Source organism: Nocardia sp. 852002-51101_SCH5132738 (assembly GCF_001665695.1).
GTDB classification, from domain to species: Bacteria; Actinomycetota; Actinomycetes; order Mycobacteriales; family Mycobacteriaceae; genus Nocardia; species Nocardia nova.
The window spans coordinates 1-2,931 of sequence record NZ_LZML01000110.1 but is presented as its reverse complement, the minus strand read 5'-3'; the positions used below and the strand labels follow the sequence as shown (position 1 = coordinate 2,931).

Here is a 2,931-nt window from a genome sequence, read left to right as displayed (position 1 = left end):
TGCGTCGCGTGTTCACCTCGGGTGAGGCGTTGCCCGCGGATACGGCCGCGCGCTGGCGTGAGCTCGGTGGTGCGCCGCTGCACAATTTGTACGGTCCGACCGAGGCCGCGGTCGATGTCACCTTCCACGAGGTGACCGAGGCGGACGCGGTGACCGTGCCGATCGGCCGTCCGGTGGCCAATACCCGTGTCTACGTGCTGGATTCGGGGTTGCGTCCCGTCCCCGTCGGTGTCACCGGCGAGCTGTACCTTGCGGGCGATCAGCTTGCGCGCGGGTACGTCGGCCGGCCCGACCTGACCTCCGATCGCTTCGTCGCCGACCCGTTCGACGCCGGAGCACGGATGTACCGCACCGGCGATCTGGTCCGATGGAACCGCACCGGTGAGCTGGAATACTTGGGCCGCAACGACTTCCAGGTGAAGTTGCGCGGTCTGCGCATCGAACTCGGCGAGATCGAGGCCGCGCTGACCGGGCGGGCAGGCGTCGCCCAGGCGGCGGTGGTGGTGACGGGAGCGGGCGAGCGGGCCCGGCTGCACGCCTACGTGGTGCCGGCGGCGGGTGCCTCCGTCGATTCCGCTGCCGTCCTGGCCGCCGCGGGCCGCGCCCTGCCGGCGTACATGGTCCCGGCCGGGGTCACGGTGCTGGCGCAACTACCGGTGAACAGCTCCGGAAAGCTCGACCGCGCCGCACTGCCGGCCGTGGACCCGGGGGAGAAGTCCGTCTACCGCGCCCCGGCCGAAGGGGCCGAGGCCGTGGTCGCCGCCGTGATGGCCGAACTGCTGGGCCTCGACCCGGCCGGTGCCGATCGCTTCGGTGCCGACGACGACTTCTTCGCCGCGGGCGGTAACTCCCTGCTCGCCATGCGGGTGGTCGCCCGGGTCAACGAGGCGCTGGGCTGCGATCTCAACGTCGCCGAGATCTTCGGCGCACCCACCGCCGCTCTGCTCGCCCGCCTCGTCGACGACGCACCGGGCGCGACCGTCCCGCCGCTGATCGCCGGGCCGCGTCCCGACCGAATTCCGTTGTCGCTCGCCCAAACTCGCATCTGGCTGCTGAACCGCATCGAGCCGGATTCGGCGATGTACAACATCCCGTTCGCCCTGCGCCTGCGCGGCGATCTGGACGAATTCGCCCTCTCCGAGGCGGTCACCGATGTCCTGGCTCGGCACGAGTCGCTGCGCACGGTCTTCCCCGAGGATGCCGAAGGCCCGCGCCAGGACATTCGCGCCGTCGAGGACTGCGCCGCCACGGCCCTCACGCTACATACCGTGAATGCCGGCGACGTGGATGCCGAACTCGCCGCCGCGGCGTCGCGCGGCTTCGATCTGCGGCACGACATTCCGTTGCGGATCAGCGCTTTCCGGGTAGCGCCCGACGAACACATCCTGCTGGTGGTCGTGCACCACATCGCGGCCGACGGCGTGTCCACCGCGCCGCTGGCTCGCGATCTGGTGACCGCTTACGCCGCCCGCAGGGCCGCGGCGGTACCCGACTGGCAGCCGCTGCCGGTGCAGTACGCCGATTTCGCGCTGTGGCAGCACGCGGTCCTGGGTCGCGCCGACGACCCCGAATCCCGCCTGGCCCGCCACCTAGAATTCTGGCGCGCCGAGCTGGCCGACCTGCCCGCGGTCGTCGACCTGCCGGGCGACCGGCCGCGGCCGGCGGTGGCGTCGGGCGCGGGCGCGGCGATCGAATTCCGCATTCCGGCCGGGCTGACCGCCGCCGTCGAGACCCTGGCCCGGCGCGCGGGCGTGTCCACCTTCATGGTGCTGCACGCCGCCTACGCCACCCTGCTCGCCAAGCTGTCCGGTACCGGGGACCTGGCCGTCGGCACACCGATCGCGGGCCGATCGGCGCAGGCGCTGGACGACCTGGTCGGCATGTTCGTCAACACGCTGGTCCTGCGCACCCGGATCGGCGCGCACGAACGGTTCGGTGAGCTGCTCGCCCAGGTTCGCGACGCCGACGTGCGGGCCTTCGCCCACGCCGACCTGCCGTTCGACCGGCTGGTCGAGGAGGTGAATCCCGAACGCTCCCAGGCCTATGCGCCGATCGTGCAGGTGCTGCTGTCGTTCGAGCAGCGCTCCGGCACCGACCTGCGGCTACCCGGGCTGGAGGTGACCGATTACCCGCTCGCCAATCCCGTGGCGCAATTCGATCTCGCGCTGTCGCTGGCCGAGGTCGACGGCGCGCAGGGCCGCGAACTCCAGGCGGTGCTGCGGTATGCCACCGATCTGTTCGACGCGTCGACGGTGACCGCACTCGGTCGCCGGCTGCTGCGGGTGCTCACCGCGGTGACGGCGGACCCCGACGTCCGCATCCGCGACATCGACCTGCTGGAACTGTCCGAACGGTTGCAGGTCCTCGACATCTGGAATGCGACCGCTGCCGAAATCGACCGCACCGCAACACTTCCCGTGCTGTTCGATGTGCAGGCCGCGCGCACGCCCAAGGCGCCCGCGCTCACCTACGCGGAGACGACGCTGACCTACGCCGAATTCGGCGCCCGCGTGAACCGGCTCGCCCGCCACCTGATCGCGCAGGGCGTGGGCCCCGGATCGCTGGTGGCGCTGCATATGCGCCGATCGCTGGAACTCGTGGTCGGCATGTACGCGACCGTCGCCGCGGGGGCCGGCTATGTGCCGCTGGACCCCGACCATCCCGCCGAACGCATCCGGTACGTCCTCGACACCGCGCGTCCGGCCTGTGTACTCGCGACCACGGATGCGCCGGTACGCGCGGAGTCGGCGCCGCCGGTGCTCGACCTCGATCGGCTGGACGTGTCCGGCTACGCCGACGGTCCGCTGACCGATGTGGATCGGCTGGGCAAGCTGCGGCCGGAGCATGTGGCGTATGTGATTTTCACGTCGGGGTCGACGGGTCGTCCCAAGGGTGTGGCGGTGAGTCACGGGGCGATCGTGAATCGTCTGG

The 2,931-nt window shown here is 71.2% G+C and carries 1 protein-coding gene; it reads left to right on the top strand.

Annotation, left to right across the window (positions count from 1 at the left end; translation table 11 throughout):
• The coding region (locus tag A5789_RS16820) for a condensation domain-containing protein (RefSeq protein ID WP_156747575.1) at window positions 1–2,931 on the top strand (2,931 nt) is incomplete at both ends.